Annotated in this window: 30 protein-coding genes; 12 read left to right on the top strand and 18 right to left on the bottom strand. The window is 57.3% G+C overall.

Translation table 11 applies throughout. The features are described from left to right. Positions 1-129: 129 nt before the first annotated feature. Positions 130-942, top strand: coding sequence for a YdcF family protein (locus QMY55_RS11925; protein WP_283488798.1), 813 nt, complete (start codon positions 130-132; stop codon positions 940-942). A gap of 69 nt (positions 943-1,011) precedes the next feature. After that, on the top strand, positions 1,012-1,476 hold the full coding sequence (locus QMY55_RS11920) for a VOC family protein (RefSeq protein ID WP_283488797.1): 465 nt from the start codon (positions 1,012-1,014) through the stop codon (positions 1,474-1,476). A gap of 117 nt (positions 1,477-1,593) precedes the next feature. On the opposite strand, the gene QMY55_RS11915 is transcribed toward QMY55_RS11920, so the two are convergent. Together QMY55_RS11915 and QMY55_RS11910 are read right to left on the bottom strand one after the other, a co-directional pair. After that, positions 1,594-2,523: an outer membrane protein transport protein gene (locus QMY55_RS11915; protein WP_283488796.1), complete on the bottom strand. Its 930-nt coding sequence runs from the start codon at positions 2,521-2,523 to the stop codon at positions 1,594-1,596. 584 nt (positions 2,524-3,107) lie between these two features. Further along, entirely contained in the window at positions 3,108-4,214 is a 1,107-nt protein-coding gene (locus tag QMY55_RS11910; RefSeq protein WP_283488795.1) for a site-specific integrase, read from the bottom strand. 290 nt (positions 4,215-4,504) lie between these two features. Between QMY55_RS11910 and QMY55_RS11905 the strand changes: the two genes are divergently transcribed. Next, entirely contained in the window at positions 4,505-5,527 is a 1,023-nt protein-coding gene (locus tag QMY55_RS11905) for a DNA-binding protein (protein ID WP_283488794.1), read from the top strand. A gap of 272 nt (positions 5,528-5,799) precedes the next feature. After that, on the top strand, positions 5,800-6,117 hold the full coding sequence (locus QMY55_RS11900; protein ID WP_283488793.1) for a hypothetical protein: 318 nt from the start codon (positions 5,800-5,802) through the stop codon (positions 6,115-6,117). On the opposite strand, the gene QMY55_RS11895 is transcribed toward QMY55_RS11900, so the two are convergent. From QMY55_RS11895 to QMY55_RS11845, 11 genes are all read right to left on the bottom strand, one after another. Further along, positions 6,114-6,836: a hypothetical protein gene (locus QMY55_RS11895; protein ID WP_283488792.1), complete on the bottom strand. Its 723-nt coding sequence runs from the start codon at positions 6,834-6,836 to the stop codon at positions 6,114-6,116. The genes QMY55_RS11900 and QMY55_RS11895 overlap by 4 nt on opposite strands. Positions 6,837-7,309: 473 nt before the next feature. Then, entirely contained in the window at positions 7,310-8,107 is a 798-nt protein-coding gene (gene istB, locus QMY55_RS11890) for an IS21-like element helper ATPase IstB (protein WP_283484906.1), read from the bottom strand. Continuing rightward, complete coding sequence (istA, locus tag QMY55_RS11885; protein ID WP_283484907.1) at positions 8,097-9,623, bottom strand: IS21 family transposase; 1,527 nt, start codon at positions 9,621-9,623, stop codon at positions 8,097-8,099. Before istA ends, istB begins: the two co-directional genes overlap by 11 nt. A 102-nt stretch (positions 9,624-9,725) precedes the next feature. Further along, the gene (locus tag QMY55_RS11880) at positions 9,726-11,006 is read right to left on the bottom strand and encodes a hypothetical protein (RefSeq protein ID WP_283488791.1); all 1,281 of its coding nucleotides are present in this window, start codon (positions 11,004-11,006) and stop codon (positions 9,726-9,728) included. A gap of 109 nt (positions 11,007-11,115) precedes the next feature. Continuing rightward, entirely contained in the window at positions 11,116-11,349 is a 234-nt protein-coding gene (locus QMY55_RS11875; RefSeq protein ID WP_283488790.1) for a hypothetical protein, read from the bottom strand. A 74-nt stretch (positions 11,350-11,423) separates the two neighbouring features. Further along, positions 11,424-11,639 (bottom strand): hypothetical protein, encoded by a 216-nt coding sequence (locus QMY55_RS11870; RefSeq protein ID WP_283488789.1) that lies wholly within the window; start codon positions 11,637-11,639, stop codon positions 11,424-11,426. Further along, the gene (locus QMY55_RS11865) at positions 11,639-11,821 is read right to left on the bottom strand and encodes a hypothetical protein (RefSeq protein WP_283488788.1); all 183 of its coding nucleotides are present in this window, start codon (positions 11,819-11,821) and stop codon (positions 11,639-11,641) included. Before QMY55_RS11865 ends, QMY55_RS11870 begins: the two co-directional genes overlap by 1 nt. Before the next feature lie 184 nt (positions 11,822-12,005). Further along, positions 12,006-12,224 (bottom strand): hypothetical protein, encoded by a 219-nt coding sequence (locus tag QMY55_RS11860; RefSeq protein ID WP_283488787.1) that lies wholly within the window; start codon positions 12,222-12,224, stop codon positions 12,006-12,008. Positions 12,225-12,226: 2 nt separating this feature from the next. Next, positions 12,227-12,556 carry a hypothetical protein gene (locus tag QMY55_RS11855; protein WP_283488786.1) on the bottom strand — a complete coding sequence of 110 codons (330 nt, stop codon included), beginning with the start codon at positions 12,554-12,556 and terminating at the stop codon, positions 12,227-12,229. 13 nt (positions 12,557-12,569) lie between these two features. Next, positions 12,570-13,868: a replication initiation factor domain-containing protein gene (locus tag QMY55_RS11850; protein WP_283488785.1), complete on the bottom strand. Its 1,299-nt coding sequence runs from the start codon at positions 13,866-13,868 to the stop codon at positions 12,570-12,572. A gap of 229 nt (positions 13,869-14,097) precedes the next feature. Then, positions 14,098-14,457, bottom strand: a complete 360-nt coding sequence (locus QMY55_RS11845; protein ID WP_283488784.1) for a hypothetical protein — start codon at positions 14,455-14,457, stop codon at positions 14,098-14,100. A gap of 142 nt (positions 14,458-14,599) precedes the next feature. Between QMY55_RS11845 and QMY55_RS11840 the strand changes: the two genes are divergently transcribed. From QMY55_RS11840 to QMY55_RS11825, 4 genes are all read left to right on the top strand, one after another. Next, positions 14,600-14,878, top strand: a complete 279-nt coding sequence (locus QMY55_RS11840) for a helix-turn-helix domain-containing protein (protein ID WP_283488783.1) — start codon at positions 14,600-14,602, stop codon at positions 14,876-14,878. A gap of 72 nt (positions 14,879-14,950) precedes the next feature. Continuing rightward, a complete protein-coding gene (gene gloA / locus QMY55_RS11835; protein WP_283488782.1) occupies positions 14,951-15,406 on the top strand; it encodes a lactoylglutathione lyase in 456 nt (151 codons plus the stop codon). Between the two features lie 155 nt (positions 15,407-15,561). Further along, positions 15,562-16,808 (top strand): IS3 family transposase gene (locus QMY55_RS11830; RefSeq protein ID WP_407650544.1). Its coding sequence is split into 2 segments (ribosomal slippage): positions 15,562-15,907 and positions 15,907-16,808, totalling 1,248 coding nucleotides; the frame shifts between segments, so codons are not numbered across the junction. A 458-nt stretch (positions 16,809-17,266) separates the two neighbouring features. Further along, entirely contained in the window at positions 17,267-17,794 is a 528-nt protein-coding gene (locus QMY55_RS11825; protein WP_283488781.1) for a nuclear transport factor 2 family protein, read from the top strand. 96 nt (positions 17,795-17,890) lie between these two features. Here the strand turns inward: QMY55_RS11825 and QMY55_RS11820 are convergent, their stop codons facing one another. Beyond that, positions 17,891-18,412, bottom strand: coding sequence for an OmpA family protein (locus QMY55_RS11820; protein WP_283488780.1), 522 nt, complete (start codon positions 18,410-18,412; stop codon positions 17,891-17,893). Positions 18,413-18,788: 376 nt separating this feature from the next. On the opposite strand from QMY55_RS11820, the gene QMY55_RS11815 reads away from it, so the two are divergent. Together QMY55_RS11815 and QMY55_RS11810 are read left to right on the top strand one after the other, a co-directional pair. Continuing rightward, entirely contained in the window at positions 18,789-19,430 is a 642-nt protein-coding gene (locus QMY55_RS11815) for a gamma-glutamylcyclotransferase (RefSeq protein WP_283488779.1), read from the top strand. A 105-nt stretch (positions 19,431-19,535) separates the two neighbouring features. Next, positions 19,536-20,147: a superoxide dismutase family protein gene (locus tag QMY55_RS11810; protein WP_283488938.1), complete on the top strand. Its 612-nt coding sequence runs from the start codon at positions 19,536-19,538 to the stop codon at positions 20,145-20,147. 68 nt (positions 20,148-20,215) lie between these two features. Here QMY55_RS11810 and QMY55_RS11805 read toward each other — a convergent pair whose 3' ends face one another. Then, entirely contained in the window at positions 20,216-20,836 is a 621-nt protein-coding gene (locus QMY55_RS11805) for a nucleotidyltransferase family protein (RefSeq protein WP_283488937.1), read from the bottom strand. Between the two features lie 34 nt (positions 20,837-20,870). Between QMY55_RS11805 and pdxH the strand changes: the two genes are divergently transcribed. Together pdxH and QMY55_RS11795 are read left to right on the top strand one after the other, a co-directional pair. After that, on the top strand, positions 20,871-21,518 hold the full coding sequence (pdxH, locus tag QMY55_RS11800) for a pyridoxamine 5'-phosphate oxidase (RefSeq protein ID WP_283488778.1): 648 nt from the start codon (positions 20,871-20,873) through the stop codon (positions 21,516-21,518). Between the two features lie 332 nt (positions 21,519-21,850). Next, complete coding sequence (locus QMY55_RS11795; protein ID WP_283488777.1) at positions 21,851-22,906, top strand: tyrosine-type recombinase/integrase; 1,056 nt, start codon at positions 21,851-21,853, stop codon at positions 22,904-22,906. Between the two features lie 43 nt (positions 22,907-22,949). On the opposite strand, the gene QMY55_RS11790 is transcribed toward QMY55_RS11795, so the two are convergent. The 3 genes from QMY55_RS11790 to msrA form a co-directional block, all read right to left on the bottom strand. Then, the gene (locus tag QMY55_RS11790) at positions 22,950-24,992 is read right to left on the bottom strand and encodes a TonB-dependent receptor domain-containing protein (RefSeq protein ID WP_283488776.1); all 2,043 of its coding nucleotides are present in this window, start codon (positions 24,990-24,992) and stop codon (positions 22,950-22,952) included. Positions 24,993-25,139: 147 nt separating this feature from the next. Beyond that, positions 25,140-25,628, bottom strand: coding sequence for a hypothetical protein (locus QMY55_RS11785; protein ID WP_283488775.1), 489 nt, complete (start codon positions 25,626-25,628; stop codon positions 25,140-25,142). 189 nt (positions 25,629-25,817) lie between these two features. Beyond that, the gene (msrA, locus tag QMY55_RS11780; RefSeq protein WP_283488774.1) at positions 25,818-26,354 is read right to left on the bottom strand and encodes a peptide-methionine (S)-S-oxide reductase MsrA; all 537 of its coding nucleotides are present in this window, start codon (positions 26,352-26,354) and stop codon (positions 25,818-25,820) included. Positions 26,355-26,389 lie beyond the last annotated feature (35 nt).

The following is a 26,389-nucleotide window of genomic DNA, read 5'->3' as shown; positions in this document are numbered from 1 at the left end:
CCTCTGTTCAGAGCCGATATGGTCTGAGCATAAGGCCCCGAAGCAAAAGCCCGCACGGCTTTGGCTCTGCGGGCTTTCCAATTTTCAATAAGATCGGCTCTATCCTTTATCCAGATTCAGCTAGTAGCTATGACATTGAAAGCAGATACAACGATTTCCCGCCCTGCCAGATTGGCGCGTGCGCTGCTGGCTATGTTGGGGGCGCTGCTGCTTGTCGATGCTCTGGTACTGATGGGCATGGGGCATTTCAATGTCGGTGTGGTGTTGCCCGCCGGCTTGGGCGCTACGGCCTTGGGGCTGAGCTGGAAATGGCAGGCCGTGCAGCACTGGCGTGCAGCCAGAGCCCTGCATGCAAGGCTCTGGTTGCTTGCCTGGACCGGCCTGGCGCTGTGGCTGATCAGCCTTTTCTGGTTCTGGAGCCACCTTTTCGGTCTGGGTCTTGCGCCGCAGCAAGTGCCGCCCGTGCAATCCATTGTGGTGCTGGGCAGCGGCACGCTCGATGGTCACCCCAGGCCGGTTCTGGCTGCGCGACTGGATACGGCAGCAGAACTGGCCAAGCTGCAGCCCCAGGCCTTGGTCGCCGTTTGCGGCGGTGTCGATTGGGGTGAAAAAGAGTCTGAGGCCGAGGTCATGGCCCGCTATCTGCAGCAGCGCCACGGTATTGCTGCGCAGCGGCTGGTGCTGGAAAAGCTCAGCACCAGCACCGAGCTGAACCTCAAGCTCAGCCGGCCCTTGCTGGCCGAGCGCGGCGTGGCTGCGGATGCGCCCATGGCCATGGTCAGCAGCGACTTTCATCTGATGCGCGCCATGGACATTGCGAAGCGGCAGGATCTGCCTCAGGTCTATCCCGTGGCGGCTCCTACCCCTTTGGCCACGCGATTCAATGCCTGGCTGCGCGAATACTTTGCCATGGCCAGCAGCTGGTTGCTGGGCGAGGTCTGATATTTCAATAGAAATCGGTTCTGGCGCTTACCAGTATTGCGCTTTAAGCTATTAATCAAGGAGTCATTCATGAGCAATCGTCCTTTCAAGGTTCTGGGCATTCAGCAAGTCGCCATCGGCGGCACCGATAAACAGCGCATGAAAAAGCTGTGGGTGGACATGCTGGGCCTGGAGCAGACCGGCACCTTTCAGAGCGAGCGCGAAAACGTGGACGAGGACATTCTGGCCATGGGGCGGGGCGCGATGAAGGTGGAAGTGGACATCATGCAGCCCATGGACATAGCGAAAAAGCCCGCCGTGCATGCCACGCCGCTGAACCACATCGGCCTGTGGATCGACGATCTGCCCAAGGCCGTGGAATGGCTGACGGCCAATGGCGTGCGATTTGCTCCCGGCGGTATCCGCAAGGGAGCGGCAGGCTATGACATCACTTTTCTGCACCCCAAGAGCAATGACGAGTTTCCGATTGCCGGCGAGGGCGTGCTGATCGAGCTGGTGCAGGCGCCCGCCGATGTGATTGCCGCCCTGGGTTAGAGCCTGTGGTAGACGTGGTTCAGGAGATGCCCTGAACCACGTTTTCACATTCCGAGGCTGAACCCTGAGAATGACTGCAGTAGCACTCTGGCCAATCTGAGCCGCACTTGAATCGCTTCAAAAGGTGTAGTCAAGCTTGACACCAAACACCATGGCCGAGCTTTGCCTAAAGCTTGCTATTGGATAGTTGACTAGCGAGATATCTGCCGCCCCCAGGCGCTGATAACTGATCCATGGGGTGAGCTTGAAACGCGGGTCCTGATAACTCACACCGAGGGCGTAGCCGACGCGCCCATTGCTGGGTCGCAACGCCGACGGAGCGTTGGTATGTTTGCTGCGGTCATAAGATACCGAGACAAACCCGGACCATTGAGAGGACAGCTTTTGCCCCAGACCCAGCGTGTAGGTGGTGGTGTCTTCCAGATCGGTCAGACTGCCGCCGTTCGTTGCTGCCGCAAAGACTTGCGGACTGAGCTTGAACTGGCTCCACTGCATCCAGCGAATCTGCCCGAAAGCCAGCGTACTCGGTGCGATGGCTGCCTGAACATCAAGGTTGAAGCTTTGGGGCGATGTCGAAGAGGTGGTCGTTGTCACGGGCAGCACGTTTTCACGCGTGCTCATTTTGTGGTGAATGGCTGAGTAGTAGGTTGCGGCCATTCGCAAAGAGACATCGGGGCGTTCATAGCTCAGGCCCAGCAGATAGCCTGGCTCGGTGCTGGGGCGAAAGTCCACCCGGTAACCGTGCGCAGCCCCAAAAGCCAACCCGCCGAAGCCCACATTGCCTTCAGAGCGCTGCATGCGCAGGCCTCCATGAACACCCCATTGTTCATCCCATCGGTAGCGCAGCGCTCCCATCAGTTCATGGGTACTGACACGGGCCTCGGTACCGCCTAGCAACGAAGATTGCTGGACGCCATAGTGAATGTCCAGCCCGAAAGGGCGCGACAGCATGATCAGCATCGAGGTCTGAGGAGTCAGCTCCTGCTTGTAGGCAAAGCCCCACTGCGTGTATGCGTCTGCCACTTGCCCGGTGGATTGGCCCAGCACATCAGTGCCTTTGACGCTGGGCCTGGAGCGATAAACATCTACCGAGAGGACATTTCCTTTCGCAAATAACGGCTCAAGGCTTTGTCCGGTTCTATCCAGCCCGCCTGCCTGCACAACGCTTCCCTGCACCAGGACCACGCAGGCCGCGGCTATTCGCGTACTGCCCAACTTCTTCTCCCAATCACGACACAGCTCATGCCGCAAGATGTAATTTAAAGTATCTTGAGGTCGGGAATTACGGCTGGCCGATGGTAATCAACTCAGGCTTTTGTGTGATGGCATAGAGAGGCATAGCTCATATCGCCAGATCTTCGGACTCGCCCTTCACTTTTGTCCATGCTTACGTGCCAGCAGTTCCGGGGTGATCATTGGAAGAGGTGCAAGGGCAGAGCTGTCATCGTGATCCATATTTGGGCCAACACGAGCGCGATCGTCATCATGCTCCATTAGAAGCTTGCCCAAGTCATGATGTCGGAGCACAGCCCGAACCAAGTTTGCCAATTACCTGAGGCTTGGCTATACGGATGGCTCGTTGATCTGCTTGTGCAAGGGCCTTACCCTTGTGAGTCTTGGCTTTCGGAATATCAATCCTCATCCAGCATACGGGCTGCCTGATTGTTGAGCGCCGAATCTGCCCTGAAATATCCCAGCACCGTATTGACGCTCTGATGCCCGGTCAAGGCCATGGTGTCGGCCAGCGGCAGATTGCGTCGTCCTGCCTCGGTCACAAAACCGGAGCGTAATGAGTGCGCAGAAAAATCGCCTTCCACGCCCGCCAGCGCACAGCGTTGCTTAACGATATTGCGCACTGCAGCGGGTGTCAGCGGTTCGGCCACATGGCCGCCCTTGCGGATACGCCTGAAGATAGCGCCTTCCGAGATCTGTGCAGCGCCAAGCCAGGCCTTCAAGGCCATAGCCGCGCGGCCCGTGACGGGCTTGTGATTTTCCGGCGCATCGGTGCCGCTCTGGTTGGTTTTGCTGTGAGCCAATGTGTAGATGAAATCGCTCTGTCCCACGGCCCGTAGGTAACGCATGTCGGCACCTGCGACCTCGGAACGGCGCCGCCCGCCACTGGCCCAGGCGAAAAGCAAAAGTGCACGGTCACGCAACCCGCGTAGGCTGTCGTCGCAGGTGCCCAGCAACTGCTCCAGAACATCGCGCGTCAATGCCTCCTTTTTCTGGGGCAATTCGCCGCGTCGCGCGTAGGCCTTGCGGGTGCGTGACATCAACTCCTTGACTGCGCCATCCTGGCAGGGGTTTGCAAGTGCATGAACCTGGTGTGCCTTGGACAGAACCGCCATGCGATGAACCAAGGTGCTATGTGAGGGAGGGCCTTTTTTAGCCTTGTATCCGGAGGCGACCAAAGCCTCATCTACCGCTTCCGGCATTTCGCTTTGCAAGCCTGCAGCAGTCTGCCGCTGGGCATGATCAATGATGAACTGCAGCACGCTGGCCACGCTCAGAGGCAATTGCATCGTGCTGCCCAACCGCAGCACATGCCACGCAGCCCAATAACGCATGGCACTTTGATAACTGCTGCGCGTATTTGCTGACTCGCCCTCGTGCATCAATTCCTGGATGGCGTCACGCGCTTGCGGGGCGAGGGCGCAGCCTGGAGCAACACGCAAGACAAGAGCTTGCTCCTCATCTGATACCAGCAAAGAAGGAGGGGAGGGCTTGGAGAAATCCATGTCTCTATTTTCGATCCTTTATCTGGATCTTTACACAGTGTGTCAAGAAGCTTCTTTGCTGGTGATTTCTGTCTAGGCTCATTGACTATAAATTTGCTTGTTTTATTGGTGAATTTTTCACAGCAGCAGCTTAAAAGCTACTCTTGAGTTGCTTTTGAGATCTAAAACCGAGCTAATGTATGTATTCTTCTGTATGAAAATTAAATACATAATATTTATTACATATTATGTAATGTGTATTACGTAACCAACAAATAAATATCGATAACGCTCTCTTATCGTTAGTAAATATGAATATTTCTAGCAATACACCAAAAACAACGTCCAGAGGCGTGCAAGAGGCCGATGTATGGGCCGCAGCAGATGCCTTGATCGCCCAAGGCCTGCGACCGACCATTGAGCGCGTGCGTCAGCACATCGGCAGAGGCTCTCCCAATACAGTCAGCCCGATGCTGGAGACATGGTTTGCAGCCCTTGGTCAAAGATTGGGCGTTGCAGAGTCTGGAAACGAGCTGGTGGATCAGGTCCCGGAGCCCGTACGTCAGGCCGCGGAGCAGATGTGGAACAGCGCGCTGGAACAAGCAAAGATGGCTGCGGAACAGGTGCTACAGACACGAGAGACCCAGATTTCGGTTGCTGAAGAGAGCGTGAAAGCCCAGCAGCAGCAGCTGGGTCAGCGCGAAGAAGTCATGCAACAGCAAAGAAGCGCCATGGACGAAGCCATGAAGCTGGCCAACAGCCAGGCTCAGGAACTGTCTCGACGTCTGGAGGAGATGCAGCAATTGCTGCAGGAGCGAGAAGCTCAAATTCAGAGCTTGCGCAACGAATTGCTAGAAAAAGGACGCCAACGTGAAGCGGATCAACAGCAGCATGCTGAGGCTCTGCAGGCAGCCTCTGCGGAGCGTCAACGATTGGCGGAGCAATTCGCCGGCAACGAACGACGCATGCTGGGCGAGCTCGACCGTGCTCGCCAGGAAGTCAGCGCAGCCAAAAAGCAGGCAGCAGAGACCGAGCGTCGTCAGCAGGCCCGCTATGAAGAACTGCACGAGCGATTTGTTCGCTCGGAAGAAAGCCTGGTTCAGGCGCGAGGCGGGCAATTGTCAGCAGAGCAAGCTCTGAAATCGGCCAATGAACGCATCACGGACCTCAAAGCCTTGGTGGAGGCGCGTGATCAGGTCAGCATGCAAGCCAGTTTGCTTCCCGCATCCGCCATGTCAGATTCGACGGCACGCCTTATTCGCCCAAGCAGGGGCTCCGCACCAACTGCGCGAGTGCATTTGCCAGCAAAAAGCTTGAGAAAGAACCGGCGCTGAGCCTGTCAGGAGGTGCATGTACTAGGCGTGCAGATCCATGCCCAGGCTCCGGTATATGGCCCGGAAGCTCTGAGCAATCTGAGAGCGGGTGTCGCGATCAAACCGGCGACTCCCGAACTTCTTCTTTAGTAGATACGATGTATCTTATGTTTAATCGCAAATGCTAGGCTAATTGTAGCAGTACGCCCTTTTGCAATAAGACTTGCAGGAATGAGCACGCCGAATTAACGGTAATGTTTAGAGCTCCATACCCTGCACACTTGCCCCATCTCATGTACATCCTTGACGATCTGCAATACGACGACAAGCAACTTGCTCGCCTGTTAGACCTCAAGCCCTCAACAATAAAGAAGTACCGCCGCGAAGGACAGTGCCCTCGCGCGGTTCATCTAGCTTTGTTTTGGGAGTCACGCTGGGGCATCGCAAGCATTGATGCGGTTGCCTACAACCATGCTGCAGGCAACTATGCAAGAGCCGAGGCTCTTAAGCGTAAAAACGAAAGACTTGTCAAGCAAATGTTGAGAATGGAGCAAGCTCTTTCGGAACAAAAAAAAGGGGCAGCGAACGCCCCCATTTTCAGAATCGGCTAGCAACCAATACGGAATTGCCGATCGCGAGCCTCCTTTCGAGCGAACCTGATGCTATCGAGCTTGTCCATTCCACATGCATTGACTTGGCATTCAGCATCAAGCACTCGAATGCGCTGCTCGAGCACCTGACATTCACTGGGAGTTGAAGCAGTCGAGCGGCGAGCCACAGGAACGACTTGCTCAGCAGCTATAGCATGGGCTTTATCTCTCTGCTGTCTAGCAATTGCGACTTGCTCCTCCCAAGAGACATTGGTCGGCACACGCGCAATGCGATCCATAAAACGCCCGTTTGCTGAGCACGGAACACTTTCCCATGTGAGACTGCCTTGAAAGTCCTTGCAAAGATAAATTTCCCTAGAGCTTGGCCCGCCGCTTGGCTGCGCAATCTGCTTACCGCCCTCGCAGGGTGTATTGCTGTAGGTATTTCCACATCGATAAATCTGGCCCGTAGATTCTGCGTGCGACTCGTCTGGCACATTGATTTTTGGCGCAACGACTGTCCGTTCAGGCGACTGAACTACAGGTCGTTGAGGAGCAGGAACTACGGTAACTGGAGGCCCGATCAAAAAACGCCAAATCTCCGACTGATATCTGTACGCAAGCGCGGCGATCAAGAGCAGCGCAATTGTGAAAATGAGCTTTGACAAGATACTCATTTCATTGCGCCCACTCGTGAATGGATTCTCGCGTTGCCACCCCTCTGGATCGTATTGCCCCATGACTCCCCTCCTCCTATGGCTTGAATCATAGAAGAGAGAAGCGCTCTCGCAGATATCCAAAGAATGAGCACTCTTCGGTGCTCTATGTGCTCGCCGCACGGCGTCCGCTGCCCGCGATACATCGCGCCCAGCACCATTCCCCAGAGTTTTCGCCTCTTCGGCCTACGCTAAATCAGGAGCGGCCTGCGGCCTTGTCTTTTCTCCGGGGGTATTCATAAAGCTGCGCTTTACAAAGCTTCCCCACTCCGAAAAGCCATCCTGATAACGCTAAAGGCACGGCGAAGAACTCAGGGGAACGGTGCAAGCAAGGGACAGTTAAACGGGCAGCAGACAGATGACGACCCGGCTCCGAATCTAGGGGCCCGGTACATCAGAAAGGCAGCGAATCATGGCAATAGCTGTTGATTTCCATGCAAAACTGACCCGCTATTTCCATCTCAAACTGACCCACCCTTTGGCTTGAGCCGTAAGGCTCAAGATGTGGATAAGGTTTTGTTTCTCTCCTTCTTCATGGGCGTTTGTTGGACTGCACTGCTATGCTTGAAGCGGTAGCTGTCATTGCCTGTTTCCATAATATGGCAGTGGTGGGTCAGGCGGTCCAGCAGGGCCGTGGTCATCTTGGCATCACCAAACACGCTGGCCCATTCGCTAAAGCTCAGGTTAGTGGTGATCACCACGCTGGTGCGTTCGTAAAGCGTCGAGAGCAGATGGAACAGTAGCGCACCACCAGATGAGCTGAAGGGCAGATAGCCAAGCTCATCGAGTATCACCAGATCCGTATGCACCAGCCTGTGGGCGAGCTGTCCGGCTTTGCCCTGTGCCTTCTCTTGCTCCAGGGCATTAACCAATTCCACGGTAGAGAAGAAGCGCACCCTTAGGCGGTGGTGCTCGATGGCCTGGATACCCAGCGCCGTAGCGATGTGGGTCTTGCCAGTACCAGGGCCACCGACAAGCACCACATTGTTAGCCTTCTCGATGAATTCACAGCGGTGAAGGCTGCGCACCAAGGCTTCATTGACTTCGCTGTGGGCAAAGTCAAAGCCCGCCAGATCTCTGTAGACCGGAAACTTGGCTGCCTTGAGCTGATAGGCAATAGAGCGCACTTCTCGCTCTGCGCTCTCGGCCTTGAGCAGTTGCGACAGTATGGGATGTGCTGCTTCAAATGCTGGTGAGCCTTGCTCGGCAAGTTCTGTCACGGCCTGGGCCATGCCAAACATCTTGAGCTGCCTGAGCATGATGATGATTGCTGCAATGGCTGGGTCATGACGCATGGCGCACCTGTCGGAGTTGGTCATAGCGCACGACGTTGGCTTGTGGCTCAACGATCAAAGCCAAGGCTTGGGGTGAATGGATGGGCTCAGGTTCCGGTGTTCCATCAATGAGGCGGTGCAAGACATTGATGATGTGGGTCTTACGAGGCACACCATCCTCCAATGCCAACTCGACAGCGGCTAGGACGGCTTGCTCATCGTGCTGCAACACCAAGGCAAGCACCTCCACCATCTCACGGTCGCCGCCAGGCTGCTTGAGCAGCAGGGCTTGCAGACGTTTGAACGCGTCTGGCAGCTCGCTAAACGGAGCACCGTTGCGCAATGCGCCGGGTTTGCGCTGCAATACGGCCAAGTAGTGACGCCAGTCATAGACCGTTCGCCCAGCGCCTTGGTGATTGCGCTCAATGATGCGCGGATGTTCACAGACGAACTGGCCTTCGGCTACGACGACCAGGCGGTCGGCATAAACCTGCAAGCTCACAGGCCGGTTGGCATAAGAGGCTGGCACGCTGTAGCGATTGCGTTCAAAGTGCACCAGACAGGTGGGCGAGACCCGTTTGGCATGCTCAACAAAGCCGTCAAACGGCCGAGGCATGGGCATCAAGGCTGAGCGCTCTTGCACCCAAACATCTGTGACAGAGCCAGGCAATTGGCCATGCGCAATCTCTTGCCATAACTGCTGACACCGTTGCTCTAGCCAATCATTGAGTGCACTGAGTGTCGGAAACGCTGGTACAGATTGCCAGATACGATGGCGAGCGTCCCGAACATTCTTCTCGACCTGTCCCTTCTCCCATCCCGAGGCCGGATTGCAAAACTGTGCCTCGAACAGGAAGTGGCTGGCCATGGCACTAAAACGGGCATTGACCTCTCTGAGCTTGCCACGACCGACACGATCGACGGCTGTGCGCATGTTGTCGTAGATACCTCGCCTAGGGATGCCTCCAAACACCGCAAAGGCACGGTTGTGGGCATCAAACAGCATCTCATGGGTTTGCAGCGGATAGGCCCGCAGATAGAAGGCTCGGCTGTGGCTGAGCTTGAAGTGAGCCACTTGCAGCTTAGTCCGTACACCCGCAATGACAGCCCAATCCTCGCTCCAATCAAACTGGAAGGCTTCTCCAGCGCTGAAGACCAGAGGCACAAAAACGCCTCGCCCTGATGTCTGCTCAGCCGCATGACACTGAGCCTTCCACACTCTGGCAAAGGCAGCAACTCGGTTGTAGGAGCCGGTATAGCCCAACGCCTGCAAGTCGAGAAACATCTGCTTGATCGTGCGCCGCTGCTTGCGAGAGCGGTTGGCTTCTGTGCGCAGCCAGCCCGAGAGTTTGCTGGCAAATGGGTCTAGCTTGGTGACGATGGTGCGCTGTGCAAGACGAGGCTGCACAACATCGGCACGCAAATACTTGCGGATGGTATTGCGAGAAAGCCCGGTTCTGCGGGCGATCTCTCGGATGGACAGGTGCTCACGCAGAGCCCAGCGTCGGATGACACTCAAAGTAGCCACGTCAATCACTCCTGGTCTCCTGCTGCACAAGAAAGCAGCAGGCTAGGGTTAATGCGTGGGTCAGATTGAGATGGAAAAACCGGGGGCTAGTGGGTCACTTCTGGGTGGAAATCAACAGCCTGCACTGCTTTGCTTCCAGACCTCTACAGGCCCCTGCGGATACTTGGGTTCATAGAGCTTGCCAAACTCAACCGCTCCGGTGCCAGGCAAGCCCACCTTGCCAGGGCCTCCACCTGAATCGCTGCTGCAGTCGGAAATGGTGCAGCCATCGCTAGATCCGGTACCTGATCCCGTACCAGAACCAGAAGACTGATTACCTTTGCCAGGCACTGGATTGCCATTGACTGCAGCACAGAGCATGCTGTTCTTGTTGGAGTTCTTGGAGCAGTAGTCAGACTGGCTCACCTTGTCCGTACTGGTCGTGGTGCCAGTAACCTGGCCGTTTGCGTCCTTGTTGGTCTTTGTCGTGGTGGATTCGCAAATGCCGTCGGAGCACGTCGTGACGGTCTTGCCCTCGGTGCTTGTACCGTCGCTGTTCTTGGTTGTTCCCGTCCAGTCCACACCCATCGCACTGGATGCAGGGATACAGACCTCTTTGCCATTCACCGTGCCCGTCTGGCCCGCGCAGCGCTCATCTACAGGCTTTGCAGGGGGTTCCTTTGGCTTGCTGGGATCAGCTGGGTTATCCGGGGCCGGGGAAGCGCTGTCATCCCCCATCACGAGACCGCAGGTGCCGCCACTGAACTTGCCCTCCCCCTGCCACCAAGTCTTACCCTGATCATCTTTGAGCGCAACATCCACGCCGGAAGGCAGCAAGGTGCACCCCGTATTGCAGCCGGGATACTTAGGCTGATCCCAATAGAAGTCATCAGGCGGGGGAATGCAGTAGGCATCGAGGCCGCCCGAAGCGGATGCATAGTTTCTGCGCCCACCCTTCTTGCCAGCGCATGTCGCAGCAACGTCCTTGCATTTATCAGGTGCTACGCATTGGCCGTCTTTTTCCTCAAAACCTGAGTTGCAGGAGCAGGACGAGCCCGATGCGGTCGAATTTTTTGGACAAGTCGAGCCACTTTCCACAATCGGAATAGCACCTAACCTGACCTCCGACCCGGACGAGTTATCACCAAAGACAACGCAAGAGGAACTACTAGCAGGTGGAACATAGCGGGCTCTCGCGTTCGCATAAAAGCCATAGGGGTTATACAACGAGTCTTTGGCAATAACCTGCGCTAAAGGATCGCCGCAAGCCCCCTCAAAAGACGAATAAACAGGAGAGACACGAGAGCCAGACTCAACCCGGTAACCCGCAACCTTGGGGATAGCAGCCATGGCGACATCAACAACAAGCACAGGCAGAAGCAGCACAAGAATCAGGCGGAACAGACGAGCCATACCGTTAAATCCTCGCAAGCATGAAAAAGCAAATCGCCCCGATTGCACCGATCAGCGCAAAAGCAGCGTGCACGGCGACAACCAGGGCGACGATCAACATGCCGAGGCCTTAGATCTTGGCGATGATGCGCTTGACGATCGCTGGGCCCTTCATTACCAGGGCGATGCCGACGATGATGACGGCCAGGGCCGTGACTTTGGTAGCGACGCCGGACAGGTCGACTTCGGCAAACAGGTCGTCAATGCCAGCGGCATGAGCCGATGCAAAAGCCAAGGCACCCGCAGAACCTGCAACGACCTTGGCACCGTAGCGACGGGCGATAGAACGAGTTTTGTTGAACATAGAAATTTCCTTCAATGGTTGAGGTGCGAACTTGCACCGGAGAACAGGCGATATGCCAGCTCTCGGCTGCAATCTCACAAGTGGCGGCGGATCATCTGAACCACTACGCCCAGGACGAAGCCGAGCATGGCCAGGAAGAAGACCATGCCGAAGCCCAGGGCGACGGCAGTGCCGATGCTGGCGGGCGTGATGCCCAGCGCGGCAAAGTCCTGGACAGTGACGTCGGTCACCGCGACCTGGTTGCCGGGCTGGCATGGGGCTTCGATCTGGGTGCAGACGAAGAGGGTCATCAATAGCCGCCCTGGTTTTCGTAGGCCTGCTGGGTCTCCTCTGCTTCCTGCTGAGAATCGCCATAGCTCATGATGTCCATGGAACCGCACTCGGGGCAGCCCTCAGTGCACTCGTCCATGCTGTAGCCGATGTTGATAGACCCGCAGCCGAAGCAGGTACAGGTGTCTTCGTCAATCTCCATATCGTTCTCCTTCTGTTGCATCAGGCAGGTCTTCGACCCATTCGGCATAACCGCGCAATTGGTGGGAGCCACACTCAGGGCAGCCGCATTCGTTCAACTCATCCACTGAGTGACCGAGATTGATTGCACCGCATTCGTCGCAGCACGCAGTGTCGTCTTCGAGTTCTCCACTCATCGAATCACCTCAGTAGTCGTTTGCAGTACCCAAGCGGTCGAGGTCGATCACCTGGGGGAAGTCTTCAGGCTCGCAGTAGTCACCGACGAGCTGAGCGATGCGCTCCATGTCATCAGTGACGCCCCCACCTGCTTGCTGCAGCAGAGACACCCAAAGGGGTTCCCCCCCTTCAGGGTCTGCCGTTAGGAAACGGCCAGTTGAGGCCGACTGAATGACGTAGCGCGCCATGGTTAGGAGGCAGCAGCTGCCTTGGTTTGAGGAGCAGGCTGGATGGCCAGCAGCGTGAGCTTGACGCCGTCGCTGGCGGCAACAACGTCAAACTCGCAGTTGCAGTTAATGGGCTTGCCCGAGGAAAGGTGCGGGGTCAGGTTGACCCACTTTTCAATCTCGGTGGAGTCACCGAACTTGAAGGGGCGCGTGACGACGCCGATGGTCTTGCCGTTGGACTTGGTGCCCATGTCCACCGACAGGTGGAACTTGGTGGAGTCGTAGGGGGTGCCTTGGAATTCGCCCTTGCTGGATTCGATACCGAACAGCAGTGCTTGGGATTGCATTTTCATGAGAGCCGCTCCTTTAGATGGCTAGTCCGACTGACCGGACTTTGGGTTGGAAAACTTGGGCATGCAGCGACGCACAGGCAGCGCTGATTTCAGAGTTGGAGAACTTGGCAAGCCGTCCCGGCTTTTTGCGGCCTGTGACGATTTCGAGGAATTCGTCTTGGCCGAGGAATTCAAAGGCCAGCGCTACGCTTGCACCGGCAGTGTTTGTCAGCCAGCGCACGGCGCGAGTGACTTCAGCCTTGACGGTTTGAATGGCTTGTTTTGAGCGAACCTTGACGCCCTCGCCTTCGGCATATTTGCCGTGCTCGGCCAGCATCTTTTGATGCCAGTCCGAGGCACCGGCAAAGAAGTCATCAGCGCGACGGAGCATGTCGACCGGCAAGTCACGCAGCTTGTTGCCGTAACGCAGCTCAACACGCTCCCAGCGTGTTGCATCCAGTTCGCCGAAGAGCTGGACGCCCTTTTCATAGACGTTGGTTTGCTTGCCCGCTTCTTTGCTACCAAAGTAGAAAGAGCGACCGCGCCCACCATTGACCCAAGGGCCAACGGTGTTGGGTTTTGGAGTCCGGCCAGCAACATCCATAAGCCCCGCATGCCAGTCATCACGGATGCGTTCAAGACCGCCCCGGATGCCCTCGAAAAAGTCCAAGGCATAGTCAATGCGGGTGATCTTGGCTCCCGCCTCTTCAATAAGGTTCGCCATGCGGTGCCGCCAGTCACCACGCGCAAAGGTGCAGGCAGAGCCGTACACATTAGCGTGGATTGTTTTGGCCTGTGCTTGCTGTCTGGGGCTTTCGCCCGAGGCCAAGAAGCCAACCCATGCACATTCCGCGTCATTGCGAGTGATCGACCAGCGGAAGCGGTAAAAGTCATGACCCTTTTTGACTTCGGGTTCAATCTTGAACTCTGGCCCTAACGCCTTGCAGACCTTAAGTGCCAGAGCATGCGCCTGGGCACTTGCCGCGAAGTCCTGATCCGGTAGATCACGCAGCAGCTCACAGATTTTTTCTCGACGGTAGCGAGCAATGCTGTACTTGAAATCAAGATCAGCCTCAGTCACTCCATTGCGAGCATCCTCATAGGTCATAGCCTTGGGAAACAAGACCTCAACCGAAGGGACAGGCGCATTCTTCAGCTCACAGGTGAAGCGCAGCCAGTCGATATGGACAGCACCACCAGACTTTCGGCGCTCTGCCTGCAAACGAAGCTTCACTTCGTTTCCATCCAGAACCAAAGATGCATTCTTGGATGGACGACCACCAAGCGCACGACGAGCGACAAACTGCGAGTAATCAAGAACGTCGTATTTCACAGGCCCACTCCCTTGGCAACGATCTCCCCGTGATTACCAACGGGGAGGGTTCGGGCTTCGCCCGCAGCGGACGTGTCCCCGCAAGCGGGGCCCCTCGCCGCAGCGGCCTGCGAACGCAGAACAATCGCGAGGTTTTGACGGGTAAGGAAGTCAGCGATAGACATCCACTCAGCACGATTGCGGTACTGCATGCCCTCTCCAAGCTTGCCCATGTATGCAGTGATGACCATCACTGTTCCCCCTCGCGACGGGAGCAAAGACCCAGCACGATCAAGCTACGCATGACCGATTCGACAGAGCGCGACTCTTGCTTCGCAATGGCTTTCAGCTCTTCGCCGTGGAAGGCAAAAAGTCCAACAGACTTACGGAACTGATATCGGGGCTTGGAGCTGGTGCCTTTCACCCTGCATGAGCACTTCTCAAAAGGGAAACCGGCAATGCAGTCGAAAACGTCTGCGGAAGGAGTCAGGGCTTTGCCGCAATGAAGGCATGTGGTGCCCCCAGCGCCGACACGGCCGGGAACGGCCAAGCTATCGGCCGTGCCTTGCTTGGCGCCGGGGACGTCATCCGGGGAAGAGTTTTGAGACATGGCCGCTCCTGTTAAGAATTGGCCGGAGAATAGTCAACGCACCGATAACCGTCAACGATGCGATAACCAGAAATATTTTCAGGGTGTTGACGTTTTCAGACAAAAACCTAAAGTTCACCCATAAATTGCAGCAGGACCAGCTATGACCCCCTACGAATGGATTGATGTAATCAAGAAAAAAACGGGCCTCTTGACCGACTACAAAGTGGCCCAAACCCTTGGGATTTCTCGCGCTGCATTGAGCAACTACAAGAGCGGAAAACGCCAAACTTTTGATGAATCGACAGCCGTAAAAGTGGCTGGAATCTTGGGCGAAAAGCCCGAAGCGGTACTGCTAGATCAGTACGCTGAAACCGTCAAAACGCCAGAGGCGCGCACCGCCCTCTTAGCCGAGGCGCGGCGGTTATGTATCTTATGTTAAATATAAATTGCATCGACCCTTTGCGAGGCTACTTACCAGCAACTTCAAACGCCTTACTGGCACAATCCAAGGATGCGATTCCTTCACACGATGCTTCGCGTTGGCAATCTCCAGCGCTCTATTGACTTCTATACCCAGGTCATCGGCATGCAACTGCTGCGCACCTCCGAAAACACCGAATACAAATATTCGTTGGCTTTTCTGGGTTTTGAAGGCGGCAACCCTGGTCAAGCCGAAATTGAGCTGACTTTTAACTGGGGCACTGAAAGCTATGACATGGGCACGGCCTATGGCCATATTGCACTGGGCGTGCCTGATGCCTATGCGGCTTGCGAGAAGATCAAGGCTGCTGGCGGCAATGTCACACGTGAGGCCGGCCCGGTTAAAGGCGGCAGCACTGTGATCGCTTTTGTGACCGACCCCGATGGTTACAAGATCGAATTAATACAAGAAAATTCAAGGGCTTACATGGCTGACCGCCAGAGTTCCGCCAGCGGCGAAAAGTTCGATCCACTGCGTAACGCCTAAACTACTGAGCATTAAAAAAGCCCCGGCGCCTTTAGATAGGCGCCGGGGCTTTTTTTGCTCGCCGATAGCTAGCGCAGAGAAAGAAATGAGATAGCCCCCTGAATCTCCGGACACGGTCCATCGCTTATCTTCGAGATAAGCATAGGACTGTGCGTATGACTAGGCATACAGAAACGATTGAGGTCATCACCCGAGACCAGCGCAGGCGGCGCTGGTCGGCTGCCGAGAAGGCTGCCTTGGTTCGCAAAACTTATGAGTCAGGCATGAGCGTGTCGCTCGTGGCCCGCCAGGAAGGCGTCTCTGCCAGCCTGCTGTTCACTTGGCGGCGGCTGGAGCGCGAAGGCGCGCTGGTGGCTGTCGGTGCAGGCGAGGCCGTTGTGCCGGCATCGGAGCTGGCAGCCGCCCGTGCCGAGATCGCCAAGCTGCAGCGCGTGTTGGGCAAGAAGACCTTGGAGAACGAGATACTCAAGGAAGCCGTGGAGATCGCTGCAGCAAAAAAATGGATTGCGCGCTCGCCCTTGTTGCCCGGGGACGACCAATGAAGTCGGTCTGCTCGGTGCTGGGCGTGGCGCGCTCGAATCTGCATGTGCGGCATCACCGCCCTGGCCACTGGCAGGACAGCCGCAGAGGCCGCACCCCGGCCCAGGATGAGCTCTTGCTGGCCGACCTGCGGCGCCACATTGCCGAGTTGCCCAGCTATGGCTATCGCCGCGCCGGTGCGCTGCTCAATCGAGAGCGACGTTCACAAGGTCAACAGGCGCTGAACCACAAGCGCATCTACCGGGTCATGGCGCGGCATCGACTGCTGTTGCCCAAGGCGCCCAAGCGACGGCATTCGAGCCGCATTCACGATGGCCAGGTCAGTGTGCCGATGAGCAACATGCGCTGGTGCTCTGACGGCTTTGAGATCAAGTGCGATTCTGGCGAGACGGTCACAGCCACCTTCGCCAAGGACTGCTGCGACCGGGAGATCCTGGCCTGGCGGGCTTGGGAGGGCAAGGGACTTGCGGGAGAGCCTGTGCGCGACATGCTGGTGGAAGCCGTGGAGCGGCGCTTTGGCACGGTTGAAGCCGTGCCCCTGGAGCGTGAATTGGAGTTCCTCACCGACAACGGCAGCGCCTACATCGCGCACGAGACGCGTGGCATTGCTAGATCACTGGGCCTGAAGCCGATCAACACGCCCGTGTGTAGCCCGCAGAGCAACGGCATGGCCGAGAGCTTCGTGAACACCTTCAAGCGCGACTACATGAGCCGTATGGACCTGCGTGACGCGCCGACGGTGCTGGCGCAATTGCCGGGTGCGTTCGAGCACTTCAACGAGATCCACCCGCATTCGAGTTTGAAGATGATGTCGCCCAGGGAGTTCCGACGACGGCAGAATCACCCCGCCCATCAGGGCTAACTTAGCGACTGGACGGTGTCCGGAACTACGGGGGCAAGATCAGAAACGCAAACACCAGTCCGCAGAGAAATAGCAAGCTGGAGAAAATTATCCAAAGCTCAAGATTGGCAGTGATGCCAAGTTCGTCTAGCCCAAGGCCGACGACAAGGCTGCCGAGCGAAGCGGCTATGAGAACAGGGGCTAACTTTGTGAGTTTCATGCTTGCGTTGGCACTCAAACGAGTTGCTTCTGGCATCTGTTATGTGCGGTCAACATTGACTGCCGACAATGAGGAGCGGCAGTTGGCGAAAAGACAGTGATGCTACAGAGCAGATGCCTGTTACACCTGCTTTCTCTAAGTTCCCCTCAGAGCCCTGGTACATAAAGTTGGACGTGGTCCTCCCTCCTCCATCGTCCGTATGAAGGTTTCACGGTTTCTTCAATCCTTGAAGGATGGGCAACCAAGGAGGTAGAAACCTATGAACGACGCAATGCTCAATGACCTGCAGAAACGACTGCAGTACCTTGAAGACATACAGGCCATACAGACTTTGAAAGCCCAATATCTGCGTGCCTGTGATCAAAAGCAGCCCGAGGTCATGCGGGAATGCTTTGTCGAGCATGGTGCGGTGATTGAGGCCGATGGATTCCCTCCCATCGCTGGCCGCGAAGCTTGGGTGCAGACATTCGCCAGACTTGCTGTTGAGAATCCATCGATTCAGGATCGACACCACGGGCACAACCCGCAGATTCATATCACGGGCACAGACAGCGCAACAGCCCTATGGGATCTGGATTTTTGTCAGATCAATGTGAAAGAGCGCACTATCGTCAATCTCTCTGGTCAGTACACCGACGAGTATCTGCGCATCAATGGACGTTGGCAGATCAAGAACATGCGCTTCCAGCGGAGCTCTTTTGTCATGCGCCAAGCCAATGCGGAGGGAATGGAACGTGTTGTGGCACTGGGTCAGCCTCCTGCAACGGGCTTCATTGAAAACAGCTGATAGTCATTGCCAAATCTACGCAGATAGCTAGCGTTCAAATAGCAAAAAGCCCGATACAGCCATTGCCGTATCGGGCTTTTCAAACGAAATGGTGAATTAATCGGCCAGGATCACTTCCACGCGACGGGCTTGTGCATTGCTGCCGTCGGCTTGCATTTGTTCAGGTTTCTTCAGTTCGACCTTGTCTTCAGCCACACCCAGGGCCAGCAGCGCTGCTTGCACGGCTTGTGCGCGCTTCTTGGCCAGTTCGGCATTCACTTCCACGCTGCCGGTGGCGTCATGGAAACCGGAGATCACAGCACGCTTGCCGTCTTGCACGCCCTTGACCACATCGGCCAAAGCGGCATTGCCACCTTCGGCGACTTCAGCCTTGCCGGAAGCGAAGTAGAACTTCACCACGCCATCCTCCACGATCACGCTGGCTACATCTTCCTCAATCACGACAGGCACATTGGTGGCGTTGGCTGCAGGAGCTGCCATTTCTGCCTTGGGAGCATGAGCAATGCCGCGCTTGTAGACGACGGTGCCGACCATGGTGGATACGACCAACGCGATCAGGGCAAACAGAAAGCCCAGGGCAAAGCGTTCTTGGCTGTCGTCAGAGCTGTTGAAAGACATGAATGAAATCTCCGTTCTTGCGAATAAGTGTTGAAGTGCGAAATCTGTCTAGGACTTATGCAAACAAGGATGCATCAAGGACTGATACCTAGAGGCAAAGCTCTTGCCTGAACCGGATTTGCGTAAGTTCTACTGTCTTCTTCACACCCAGAATCGGCCGCGCCGTCAGGGTGGCAAAACGCGCCATTGTAGAGGTTTGCTGCTGTAAACCCTAGGCCAACCCTGAGGGAGAACAGCAAAAACCGCCCTGGGCTGCTATGCAAGAGTGAAATTCGTTGCTTTTATGCGTGTGGGCCTGTATCCGGTGCACCTATTGCGTCCTCCCGCGTTATACCTAGCAGTGAAGTGAGTTCTGACGCTGGTCACGGGAGTTTTTATGTCCACTTTTGCCCTGTTGAATACGCATATGAATGCAGCAGAGCGCAACGCCGACCAATTGCTGGATCAGGCATTGCAGCAATGGGGTGGCAGCGAGGATCTATGGGTGTTTGGCTACGGATCGTTGATCTGGCGCCCAGATTTTGAATTCACGGAGCGCCGCGCGGCTCATGTCCATGGCTGGCACCGCGCTCTCAAGATGTGGAGCACCATCAACCGCGGAACGCCCCAGGTTCCTGGGCTGGTGTTTGGCATGCTGTCTGGCGGCAGCTGTCAGGGCATGGTGTTTCGCATTCCACGTTCCGACGGCGACGCTGTCATGCGCAGGCTCTGGCAACGTGAGATGCCCAACGCGGTCTACGACCCACGCTGGCTGCCCTGCAAGACATCCCAGGGCGTCGTGAAAGCGTTGGCTTTTACGTTGTCACGCCAAAGCCCGCATCACACGGGCGAGCTGGCACCGGATGAATACCGACGCATTTTTTCGCAGGCTCAGGGCATTTATGGCACGACTTTCGACTATGCGCGCGCCACACTGGATGAGCTGCAGCGCCTGGGCATCGATGACAAGGCTTTGAAGCGTCTGCTCAGCTATGCCGATACCCATGGCAGCCAGTTTCAACGGCGTGCTGCTATTTGAAACATAGCTGACATCGCTTTATTGGCCTAGGATTCAAGGCAAAAACTATTGAAGTTTTAGACAGGGGTGCTGCACAATGCAGTTTTGCATTCTGGAGAGACTCTCATGCTTGCGAGCCGTTTAGCCACCCTTTTTTCTCGCCCGGTAGTCACGGGTCTGTCACTAGCGGCATTGCTGTTTGTGACCGCATGCTCCAGCACCAATACAGCCGCCCCCTCTGCTGCTGAAACTGCAGCAAGTACGGCTGGCGCTGGCAAGAGCGTGCAATCCATCGCACGACTGGAAGCGACCAAGGGCAGCAGCGTCAGCGGCACCGTGCAATTTTTCCCCCTGACAGAAGGTGGTGTACGCATTCAAGGCCGCGTGGAGGGTTTGGCCCCCAATACCGAGCATGGCTTTCATATCCATGAAAAAGGTGATTGTTCGAGCGGAGATGGTTTGAGCGCCGGAGGCCACTTCAACCCTACGCAGCAAGCCCATGGTAAGTTCAACGCCAGCCAACCCCATCATCTGGGAGACCTGCCCAGCCTTGATGCGGATCCGCAAGGTGTAGCGATCATTGATTTTGTGAGCAAGGATCTGGCCCTCAATCGCGGTGCCAACGGGATTCTGGGTCGCAGCCTGATTGTTCACAATGACCCCGATGACTTCACCACGCAGCCCACTGGCAACTCTGGTGCGCGTCTGGCCTGCGCTGTGATAGAGCGCGGAGCTTGATGCACAGTGCTGTTTTCGGATTTTTCCGTTTGTCAGCCCCTGATGCCGGGGGCTTTTTTGTCGCTGGCTTAAACGCCCTGCAACCGTTGCCGCCAGAGCTGCCGGGCTTGCTCTAGCGCGGATACGGTATCGACATCGAGCACGCAGCCAAGATCATCACAATCCCAGCGCTTGAGCATTTGCGACTGCGCTGCAGCTTTGACCACACTGGATGCGCCCAGGTCACCGCAAAGCGCCGACAGTGCTTGTAGTGCAGCGCGAGTAAAGGCCACAGGATGGCCTTTTTGTGCCTGGTAGAACGGCTGTATGACCTGCAACAAGTCGGGGTCGAGCTGGCCGAGTTGAGCTGCCAAGGCCTGCAGCGTTCTGGCCTGAATCAAAGGCAGGTCGGCGGGGAGGACCAGCCATCCATTGGCGTGCGAAGTGGCACGAACAGCAGCAGCGATGCTTTCACCCATGCCGGAATGAGGCCCGTATTCCACATGCCAAGGCAGTCCGCTGGCCTGAACGGCTGCAATTGTGGTCTGCAGCACGGTTCGATCGCCCAGCATGGCTTGCAGCTTATGGGTGTTCCCGCCCGAGGCGCGAAAGCGCTCTCCCCTGCCCGCGGCCAGTACGAGCACGCAAGGCAGCCCGGGGATCTGAGCCTGAGCGGACAAAACTTCTTGATTCATATTGCGCCTGAGCATAACGCCAGGCCTTGGCGCGCGGCACAATGCAGACATGAGCAGCCTATCTTCTTCCATCGCAGACCTGCGCAAGAGCTATGAGCGCGCAGAGCTCAGTGAGTCCGCTTCCGATGCAGATCCTTTGCAGCAGTTTGATCAATGGCTGCAGGAAGCTGTGCGTGCCCAGGTACCCGAGCCCAATGCAATGACCGTGGCCACTGTCAGCGGTGATATGCGTCCCAGCACGCGCATCGTGCTGATCAAGGGCTATGACGAACGCGGCATCGTCTGGTACACCAATTACGAAAGCCGCAAGGGCCAGCAACTGGCAGGCAATCCGTTTGCCGCCTTGCAATTTCACTGGGTGGAGCTCGAGCGTGTGGTGCGTATCGAGGGGCGCGTGGAAAAAGTCAGTGCCGAAGAAAGCGATGCCTATTTCGCCAGCCGTCCTCTGGACTCTCGCATCGGTGCCTGGTCCAGCCCTCAGAGTCAGGTGATCAGCGGTCGCAGCGTGCTGGTGGCCAATGCTGCCAAATATGGCGCACAGTTTCTGCTGAACCCTCCCCGTCCTCCGCATTGGGGCGGTTTTCGCCTCGTGCCCGACCGCTGGGAGTTCTGGCAAGGCCGCAAAAGCCGCCTGCATGATCGCCTCAGCTACAGGTTGGATGGCCAGAGCTGGATTCGCGAGCGTTTGGCGCCGTAATAGGGGTTCAGGGAGGCCCTCCTCCCTGACAACTAAGAGTTCTTGGCATGTTCTGTTTTTGATGATGTTTAGTTAATTCATGTAAGTTACATTAAATAAATGAAAAGATTCATATGAATATGGAGTTGGTCTCTGTTCAGCTTGTTGCTCCTTGATAAATTGGCTTTGCTCCATGCGTTGGCTCTTTGCAACTACATAAGCCCCAGAAACCTCCCACCTGCTTGAACTCGGATTCAGCCCAGAGAGCTTTCTTCTTCCCGGAAAATTGCAATCTCAGGCCAGCCCCATTCAGCCAAACCGCCCTCTTCTCTCATGACCTTTCCATCAAAAATATGTCCATCCCTTCCGGTATCGAAGTTTTCAACGAATGGCTGAGCCATGAAGGCAGCAAGAGCTGGGACCCGCTCGATACCAGCCCTGATGGCAATTACGAAAAGGTCTGGCTTGCCTGGCTTTACCACTTGTCAGGAGAACAGCCTTCGCAAGAAAGCGCTGCTCAGGCCAAGCGCTCACCTACTCTTGCCAACAAACCCTGGAACGAGGCTGAAGCCGTCGATGTGCAAAGCTTCTTGCGTATTCGCGAAGGCCAAAGGGCCCACCATCACCCAGACAGGCAAATCAGCCCCGTGACGCGCAGGCGCTACTGGCGCTTGCTGGAGCGTATCTATGATCATGCTCTGGAGCATGGCTGGGTACAGGCCAACCCGGCAACCGGCTTGGAACCCATGGAGCGCCCCCCTTCGGAAGACGGCAAAGGGCATTGCCTGCCCCCCCTGCTCTGGAAAGCTCTGCCAAGGCAGTTTCCCCAGGCCGACGGCTATCAGAATGCCCGCGACCGTGCGATTGTCCTGCTGCTCTATGAAATGGCCTTGGCTCCAGAGGAAGTACGCGCACTACTTTGGAAGGATTTGCGCAGCAGCGAAAGCGTAGTCTGGGATGGCAATACACAAGAGCCTGATGACCAGGAACAGGGTGCCGCATCCAATACTCTACGCTATCTGCATATCGATGGCGGCCGAGCCGCCCAGCAGCGGCTGCTGGAGGTTTCACCCAATGTAGCCAAGGCCTTGCGGGCCTGGCGCGGTTTCAGCCGTGCGCAGCGCGGGGCAAGCGTTGTGGACGGCGAGCATATGGTGTTCTATTCGCGCCGCGGTGGGCCGCTGTCGATCCGCATGCTGTTTCATGTGGCCTCGCAGATCATTCAGCGCGCCCATGAAGCCCAGCCCGAGAACGGCCAGAAATTCCCACTGCAGCGGGTGGGACCTCAGGTGTTGCGCAACACGGCCATCGTGCAATGGCTGCGTGCGGGCGTGCCCGAGTTGGAGGTCATCGCCAGAATTGGCGTGGACAGCACCCGCGCCTTGCGCCATTTGCAACACTATCTATAGCATGTAGCGCTTGCTCAGCAATCGCTACATGCCGATTCAGTGCTTAGAAGTCCATGCGCAGACCAACCATCAGATTACGGCCCGTCAATGGAGCGGCCGTCTTGATGAACGAGGTCGCGGCGTACGCCAGGCGGTTGGTCAGGTTCAGGCCCTTCACATAGAACTGCCACTGGTTGCCGCCGCTCTTCCACTGGTAGCTGGCAGCCAGATTGAGCATGCCGTAGCCCGGTGTCTCGCTTTCAAATGCCGCCGTTCGGTTCTGCCGCAGCACCTGTGTCCACTCGGCCATGGTGTCCCAGTTCGCCAGACGGGCATTGACGCGCAAGCCTGCGCGCAGCGCCGGGATGCGAGGCAGTGCAGAGCCATCGTCCAGTCTTGCGCGTACGCCATCACCAAAGACCGTCACGCTCAAGTCTCGGTTCAGACGCTGACTCAGTTGCGCTTCCCAGCCCGTAAAGCGTGCATCGCCCTGGGTGTATTGCAGCAGCTGCAAGCCTTCATGCTCATCCAGCGTTGCGCCATAGATATAGCCACGAATACGGTAGTGATAGGCGTTGAGCTTCCACTGCGTATCGCCGGAGTTCTTGCTCAGGCCCAGATCCAGCGCCTGAGAGCGTTCACGCCCCAGATTGGCATTGCCCAGTTCGTAGGTCGAGGTTGCCATGTGCAGGCCGTTGGCAAACAGCTCTTCGGCCGTGGGCATGCGGCTGCCGCGCGTGACTGAAGCCGTGGCGCTGTATCCGGGGCTGAACTTCCAGACCGTGCCCAGGGAGAACGAAGTCGCGCTGTGCTTGCGCTGCACATCGGTCTGCTCGGCATCGATGCGCTGACGATCATGGCGCAAGGCGCCCTGCAGGCTCCAGTCCTGCCAGCGGTATTCCTCCAGCAGGTACAGGCTTTGGCGTTCGGTATTCGTAGGTTGCACATAGGCTTCCTCACCCGTGGCACTGAAGCGGCGGCTCAGCGTCTGCACACCCAAGGTGCCGCGCCAGCCGGCGATGGGCTCGTGCTCCATCTCCAGGCGCAGATCATGGCCGCGATTGCGGAAGGTCGTGGAAACGGCGCCATCCTCGATTTCGTCATGCTGATAGCGGGTCCAGCCGCCACGCAGGCGCAGGGCGGCGATACCCGCCACCGGTTTGCGCCATTCGCCGCGCAGATCCCAGCGCTCGCTGGTCAGGTCCACCACGGGAACGCTACCCGAGCCACTGTCCTCGTGCTCATGGTCATGCCCGTCGTGATCGCCGCAATGCAGATGGTCGCCATGGGCATGGCAGCCTGCAAAACCGTGCTGGTGGCCAGGCAAGCCGTACTTGGCCTGCTGTCGGGTATAGGCCAGGCCCAGATAGCCGTTGTCACCGACCCATGATAAGCCCAAGCTGCCCGTGTTGCCACGGCTGAAGCTACCCGGCACCTTGCCGCCGCCCCCCCAGCCGCTGCCCACGCGGTAGTCGCCCGCATTGCGCGCCGCACCTTCGGCATGCATGACCAGCGAGCCATTGTTGCCACCCAGCGGCGTAACCCCGGTCAAAGAAAAAGCACCTGCTGCCATGCCCGCCGCGCTACCGGCCTGGACCTCGGCCGAGCCCTGCAAAGCCTTGTCGGGAATGGTGGTGGCAATCTTGCCGTCAAGCACATTGACCACACCGCCCATGGCGCCCGCGCTGTAGAGCAAGGCCGATGGGCCGCGCAGCACTTCCATCTGGGTTGCCAGCAAGGGCTCGGTCGTGACCGCATGGTCCGGGCTGACCGTGGAGGCATCCAGCAACTCGGAGCCATCGCTGAGCACCGAGACACGCGCGCCATCCATGCCGCGAATCACGGGACGGCTGGCACCGGCACCGAAATGGCTGGCGTTGATGCCGGGCTCTGCTGCCAGGGTTTCGCCCAGCGTGGCAGCACGGCGCAGGCGCAGCTCCTCCTCGCCCAGCACCTGCACGGGCGTGGCCATATCGCTGGCGGCCATGCCGGTGGTCGAGACAGTGACCTCGCCGAGAGTGGCCTCGGCAGTCGCCGCTTCCTGCGCATGGACGGCCGGCACTGCAGCCAGCAAGGAAGAAATAAACAAAGTTGAACGGTAAGACATCGCAATTCCACACAGCTGCGCCCACTTCGGCGTGCGAAGCGAGGCAGCAAAAATGAATCAAAACAGCTTCTAGCGCTCACGCATCAAGCGCTGATTGCTATTAATTTCAAGAACGCGCGCTTGCTTTCTGCCCGGACTGGCAGGAACTCAGGCGCGTGGAAGTTGCGATGCAGGAGGTGCGCGCGCATCGAACGATGCGGCGACAAAGATGGCGTGAGGCCGAGGGAGATAGGGCGCTGGCAGCGCAGAGTCAGGCGCTACCCCCTCGAAGTGCAAAACTGCTGGCGGTCCTGCATAGCCATGGTTGGCCTGGTCAAGCAGCTGACATTCGGCCGGTCCGTGACCGGCAAACAGCGCATGCACCCAGTTGCCCGCCGTGCAATCCGGCGGGGCTGCCCCCTGCTCGGCTTGGGCAGACAGAGCCCATGGCGTCGCACAGCTATCTCCATCTGCAGCAGATACGTTTGCAACATGGCCAACGGCTTGCTCACACGAGGCGCCGACCGCAGAAGCCACGACCGGGGAAAGCCCTGCCGCATGCACTGCCCGGTGCATCTGACCCAGTGTGGGGCCCAGCACCATGGCCAGTGCCAGCACGGCAGCCAGCCAGTAGGCATACCAGCCATCCACGCGCATGCCCCGCTCAGCCAATGCGGAGCGATGGTGTTGTGTGCGAGTGAACCTAGTGGACAAGGGACGAATCCGGAGGGATAGGCGATGAACTAGCAAGCCCGATCGGGCTGGCAAAAGACAGCGAAGTGTAACGCGGGCTTGCAGGCACTGCCCGCAAACCGCGCTCAAGCGGGCATCACTGGTGGTCGGCCATCAATTCTTGAGCCAGCGTGCAAATGCGTTCTGGAATTTCTGCACCTTGGGCCCGACCACAAAGGCGCAGTAACCCTGGTTGGGGTGCTGCAGAAAGTAATCCTGGTGATAGGCCTCGGCCGGCCAATAGGCCTTGATGGGCTCCAGCTCGGTCACGATTGGGGAGTCATACGCGCCATCGTCGCGCATTTCCTGCATCAGCTCGGCCGCCACCTTGGCCTGTTCTGCATTCGTGGTGAAGACGGCACTGCGGTACTGCGTGCCCACGTCGTTACCCTGGCGGTTAAGCGTGGTGGGGTCATGGGTGGCAAAAAAGATCAGCAGCAGATCGCGCAGGCCGATGACATCGCTGTCGTACTCGAGCTTGACCACCTCGGCATGACCGGTCTGACCGGTGCAGATGGCTTCGTAGCTGGGATGATCCAGATGACCGTTGGCGTAGCCGCTTTCCACATCCACGATGCCGCGCACGCGATCGAACACAGCCTCGGTGCACCAAAAGCACCCTCCACCCAGATAAATCGTCTGCACTGCCATAGCTCACTCCTTTGAAAACAGCCTGCGCCCATGTA

It is taken from the genome of Comamonas resistens, from assembly GCF_030064165.1.
Taxonomy (GTDB): Bacteria; Pseudomonadota; Gammaproteobacteria; order Burkholderiales; family Burkholderiaceae_C; genus Comamonas; species Comamonas resistens.
Note: the sequence above shows the minus strand (reverse complement) of the source record. Positions and strands in the feature narration are given on the sequence as shown.